The organism is Streptomyces sp. KLMMK (assembly GCF_036961605.1).
Lineage (GTDB): Bacteria > Actinomycetota > Actinomycetes > Streptomycetales > Streptomycetaceae > Streptomyces > Streptomyces telluris.
The window spans coordinates 1-5,221 of sequence record NZ_JBAMDC010000429.1; the positions used below are offsets into that span (position 1 = coordinate 1).

At 76.7% G+C, this 5,221-nt stretch carries 4 protein-coding genes and 1 pseudogene; 3 read left to right on the forward strand and 2 right to left on the reverse strand.

All coding sequences use genetic code 11. The features are described from left to right. Positions 1-853 (reverse strand): lyase family protein (locus V7793_RS32900; protein WP_443058044.1); only part of this gene is annotated, 853 nt, incomplete at its 3' end. After that, the gene (locus V7793_RS32905; RefSeq protein WP_336013374.1) at positions 850-2,937 is read right to left on the reverse strand and encodes an FAD/NAD(P)-binding protein; all 2,088 of its coding nucleotides are present in this window, start codon (positions 2,935-2,937) and stop codon (positions 850-852) included. The genes V7793_RS32900 and V7793_RS32905, both read right to left, overlap by 4 nt. A 279-nt stretch (positions 2,938-3,216) precedes the next feature. Here V7793_RS32905 and V7793_RS32910 point away from each other — a divergent pair, with 279 nt between their 5' ends. The 3 genes and pseudogenes from V7793_RS32910 to V7793_RS32920 all read left to right on the forward strand — a co-directional run. Then, a complete protein-coding gene (locus V7793_RS32910) occupies positions 3,217-4,197 on the forward strand; it encodes an NADPH:quinone reductase (protein ID WP_336013375.1) in 981 nt (326 codons plus the stop codon). A gap of 99 nt (positions 4,198-4,296) precedes the next feature. After that, positions 4,297-4,893, forward strand: a complete 597-nt coding sequence (locus V7793_RS32915; protein WP_336013376.1) for an SRPBCC family protein — start codon at positions 4,297-4,299, stop codon at positions 4,891-4,893. Positions 4,894-4,959: 66 nt separating this feature from the next. Further along, positions 4,960-5,221 (forward strand): annotated as a pseudogene (locus tag V7793_RS32920) (MFS transporter); the annotation flags it as partial.

Below are 5,221 nucleotides of genomic sequence, written 5' to 3' on the forward strand. Positions count from 1 at the left end.
GCTCCGCGTAGCTGCCGTCGCCGGTGCCCGCGACGCCGTCGAGCCGGGCGTACTCCAGGTAGCCGGCGAGCGTGCCCGCCGCGCCGCCCAGCGAGACCGGCAGGCTCTCGTGCACCCGGCCGAGCCGGGCCTCCGCGTCGAGGACGAGCTGCCGCCAGCCGGCCGCCTTCAGCCCGAAGGTGGTGGGCACGGCGTGCAGGGTGAGCGTGCGGCCCGCCATGACGGTGTCCCGGTGCCGGGCCGCGAGGACGGCCAGCGCCTCGGCGGTACGGGTCAGGTCGGCGCGGACGGTGCGCAGGGTGCGGTCCGCGACCAGCATGGCGCCGGTGTCGAGGATGTCCTGGCTGGTGGAACCGCGGTGCACGTAGGCGGCGGCCCCGGGGGTGTCGGCGGCGACGAGACGGGTGAGCGCCTGGACGAGGCCGACGACGGGGTTGGCCGTCTCACGGGCCGCCAGGGCCAGGGCCCGCACGTCGAGCCGCCCGGCCCGCGCGCACCGGGTGACGGCCTCCGCGGCCGGGGCGGGCACGACCCCGAGACGGGCCTGCGCCCGGGCGAGGGCGGCCTCGGCGTCGAGCATGGCCTGCAGCCAGGCGGTATCGGCGGTGGCCTCCTCGGCGGGCGTGCCGGCGCGGACGGGCGAGAGGAGCCCGGCGTCGACGACCGGTTCCGCGCCGCCCGGCGGCACCGGACCGGTCCCGGCGGACACGGAGACGGATGCGGCACCGCCGGGCTCCGACGCGGGGGTTGCGGGGCAGGGCGGCGGGGTCGTGGGGGCGGGCGATGCCTCGGCCGGCGCCGCCCGGGCCGTTTCGCGTTCACGAGGGCCCGTGTTCCCTCCGCCGCCGGTCATACGATCACTCCTTCCGGGGCCGCGTCCGGGGCCGGGGGCCGGAGGGCCGGGGGGACGTGGGCCACCGGGGGGAGGGACAGGACCGCGCGGGCGATGGCGTCCGCGTCGCCCAGGGTCACCGAGTCGACGCCCGGCCGGATGCCCGCCGCCGTCACCCAGTGCACGGACTCCGTGGGCACCCCGTAGGCGAAGCGGCGCGGGTGGGGCCGGCCGCGGCCGTCGAGGACGTGGTACGGGCGCTCGGTGACGGCCAGTCCGCCGGTCTCGTAGCCCGCGCCGGTGGCCGTGGGGATGCGGTAGGTGGTGATCTGATCGGTGTTCAGGAGGTGGCGCAGGAGCGGGTCGGCGGTGCGGCGCAGGTCCGGTTCGGGCAGCCGGGCCTCGATGAGCACGCGGGAGCGGACGGGCGGCCCGGGCACGGCCGGGCAGCCGGCGGCGAAGGCGGGGCCGCCGGGGCCGGCGACCTCCAGGCGGACGACGGTGCCGGGGCCGGTGACGACCAGGACGCCGGCCTCGATGAGGGCGGCCATCTCCTCGATGCGGGAGGCGGGCGGGCCGATGGAGAGGAAGGCGTTGAGGGGGGTGTACCAGCCTTCGAGGTCGTCCCGGTGGGAGTCGCCCTCGAGGCCGCCGTGGTCGACGGCGAGCCGGATCTCGTTGCGCAGGTCGCGCAGGACGTCCAGGGCCGCCTTCAGGGGCCCGCTGACATTGCCCTCGCGGGCGGCCCGCACGTCCGCGCGCAGGTAGTCCAGGAGCCAGGCGTGGAAGTCGGCGCGGCCGGTGAACGTGCGGTCGCCGTACGGTCTGGCGAGCCGCTGCCAGTCCCAGCGGTCGGCGGGGGCGATGCGGAAGGCATCGAGGAGCTCGGCGCGCTCGTCGTCCTTCTCCAGCGCCAGGTAGCGCTCCGTGAAATCCTCCCGTTCGCCCGCCCGGCTGAGCCGCTCCAGCAGCGTGCCGTAGTAGACGCTCTCCACCTCGCCGGCGATCAGCGGCCACAGGTCGGTGCCGAAGCGCACGGGGCCCCCGCGCCCGGCGCGCTCGCGCAGGCCGGCGATGTAGCGGGCGGTGAGCAGCCGGGGCCGGTGGCGGCCGTGGGCGCCCTTCTCGTTCTCGCCGCGCGCGTGGTACGGGACGCCGCGCCGGGAGAAGGCGTACAGCCGCGGCTCCGCGCCGGACGGGCGGTAGACGACCCGGCCGCCCTCGCGGACGAACGCGCCGCCGCGCCCGGCGGTGAACAGGGCCATGTAGTCGAAGAAGTTCAGGCCCAGGCCGCGCAGCAGGACGGGCTGCCCGGGCGCGATGCGCCCGAGGTCGAGGTCGAGGTCGGCGGGGTTGACGGGCGTGACGTAGTCGAGGTGGTGGATGCGGGCCAGCGACGCCGTACGGGCCTCCCGGGCGGACAGCTGGGCGGGCACGTGCCCCAGCGCCATGACGACGGCGTCGAGCCGGTTGAGGCGCGTGCCGTCCTCCAGGCGGATGCCCTGCGGGCCGCCGGTGATGCCCTCGATGTCGGCCATGGCGACCGCGCGCGAACGGTGGACCTCGACGGTCACGTGTACGGGGGCGCGGGCGGCGATCCGCCGGAAGCTGTCGTGGAGGTAGCGGCCGTAGAAGGCGCGGGTGGGGTAGGCGTCCGGGCCCAGGGCGCGGGCCTCGGAGAGGGTGGCGGCGTCGTACCGCCCGTTGTCCTCACTGGCTCCGCCGGCTCCGCTGACGCTGCTGACTCCGCTGACGCCGCTGGCCCCTCTGTCCCCGCCGGCCCCGTCGTCCCCGTCGTCCCCGTCGGCGGCGATGCCGCGCGCCCACTCGTACAGGCTGGGCCCGGGCTCGACGGGGCCCTCGATCCGGGCGCTGTCGTCCGTGTACACGGTGATCTGCGAGGCCACGGTGTTCATCAGCAGGTGGGGGGACTGATCGGTGCGCCACACCGTGCCCGCGCCGGGCGCGGAGGGGTCGACGACGTGCACGGTCACCGCGGAGTGCGAGGGCGCGGCGCGCTCGTTGGCGCACAGCCGCTCCAGCACGGACAGCCCCCGTGGGCCGGCACCGACGATGCCGACCTCGATACGACTGCTGCTGCTCATGCGTATGCTCCTCCGTTCTGAGGGGACTCCCGGGGCGGGGATGCACGGCGGTGCGGCGGTGCGGCGGTGCGCGAACGGTTGCCGTACGAACGGCTGTGGTGCGGCGGTCTCCGCACGGTTTTCCTCTGATCTCATCTGGCCGTCGGCGGACGACAGGGTCAATGTGCGGGTGCGGGGTCCGTCAGGTCCCCGCCGCCGAGGCGGCACGAGGTGACATATCGTCAGCCGCCCTCCCCCGGCCCCGTTCGCCGCCGACCGCGCCGTGCGACAGTGGGCGGCATGCGCGCCGCCTACATCGATCGGCTCGGCCCGCCGGAGGGGATCGTGGTCGGCGAGCTCCCCGCCCCGCGCCCCGGGCCGGGCCCCACGGACGTCCTGGTCGACGTCGCCGCCACGACCGTCAACCCCGTCGACACCCTCGTCCGCTCGGGGCGCTTCCGGACGGCGCTGCCCTTCCCCTTCGTGATCGGCCGGGACCTGGTGGGGACGGTCGCCGAGGCCGGGCCGGGCGCACCCGGGTTCGCGCCCGGCGACCCGGTGTGGTGCAACAGCCTGGGGCACTGCGGCCGGCAGGGAGCCGCCGCCGAACGGGCCGTCGTCCCCGCCGACCGGCTCTACCCGCTGCCGGCCGGGGCGCGGCCCGAGGACGTCGTCGCGGTCGCCCACCCGGCCGTCACGGCCTACCTCGCGCTGTTCACCCACGGGGGGCTGCGGGCCGGCAGGACCGTGTTCGTCGGCGGGGCCGCCGGGAACGTGGGCAGCGCGCTGGTGGTGCTGGCCGGGTGGGCGGGCGCCCGGGTCGTGGCCACGGCCGCGGCGCGCGACGCGGAGTACGTGCGCTCGCTCGGCGCCGACGAGGTCCTCGACTACGCCGGCCCCGGGCTGGCCGGGCGCCTCGCGGCGGCCGCGCCCCGCGGCGTCGACGTGCACGTCGCCACCCACGGCGGGCACGACCTGGACGCCGCCGTACCGCTGCTCGCCCCGCGCGGCCGGATCGTGCTGCTGGCAGGCGTCGCCGCCCGGCCCGTACTCCCCGTGGGGCCGCTGTACCAGAAGGGCGGGGCGGTGGTGGGGTTCGCGATCTCCCACGCGTCCACCGCCGAGCTCGCCGAGGCGGCGGGGGTCGTGGGGCGGCTGGCCGCCACGGGGCGGCTCCGGGCGCGGGCCGTCGAACGACTGCCGCTCGCGGCCGCCGCCGAGGCGCACCGCCGCATGGAGGACGGTGAACTTCGCGGGCGGCGGCTGCTCTTGACGATCTGAGGACCGGCTCCACGGAGAACCGTACGGAGTGTCCGGGACCTGACGCATCCATCGGGCCGCCATTGCCCGGGGCTCGCGGGCCCGCGCACCCTGGAACCTATGACTCCCCCGACCACCGACGCCGTCGAGGCCGATGCCGGTGCCGTCGGCGCCACCGCCGGCGCGATCCTCCGGGTGCGGGCCCGCATCCTCGTCGCGGCCGCGCCGTACACCCTCTACGACACGGTCAGCGATCTCGCCCGCAGCGGCGAGTGGAGCCGCGAGTGCACCGGCGGCCGGTGGGTGTCCGGGACTCCGCGCACGGTCGGCGCCGTCTTCCGCGGCGAGAACCGCCGCGGAGCGGACGTCGTGCCCTGGGCGCCGATCGTCCGCGGCCCCTGGACCACCGAGTCCGAAGTCGTGGCCGCCGAGCCCGGGCGCCTGTTCCAGTGGGTCGTCCGCGACAGTGCCGGCCGCCGCCAGGACAGCACCTGGACGTACGAGTTCGAGGCCGCCGGGGACGGCTGCCTGCTCGTCCACCACTACCGGCTCGGCCGGCCCACCGAAGGGCTCGCGAAGATCTTCCGGCAGCTGGGCCCGGACGGGCGGCGGCGGTTCACCACCGAGTGGAACCGCAAACTCGCCGACGACGTGGACGCTTCGCTGTCCCGCATCAAGGACATCGTCGAACGAGCAGCCGCCGAGCGGACTGCCTGACGGACTGCCTGACGGACTGTCTGACGGGGCGAAGGCCCGTGCAGCAAGGGCCGGGGGTGAGGAGAGATGTCGAACCGAGCGGCGCCGTCCCGCCCTTGGGCGGAGCAGTGGGACGCCGACGACCCGGGCTTCTGGGCCCGGGGCGGGCGGCACGTGGCCCGGCGCAACCTGCTGCTGGCGGCGGTCTGCGGGCACCTGGGGCTGTCCGTCCGCGGTATGTGGCCGGTGATCGTGCTGTTCCTGCCGACGGGCGGCGGGGCGGTGCCCGGGGCCGGGCCCGGTGAGAAGTTCCTGCTGCTCGTCACGCCCGTGGTCGCCGGGGCGGCGC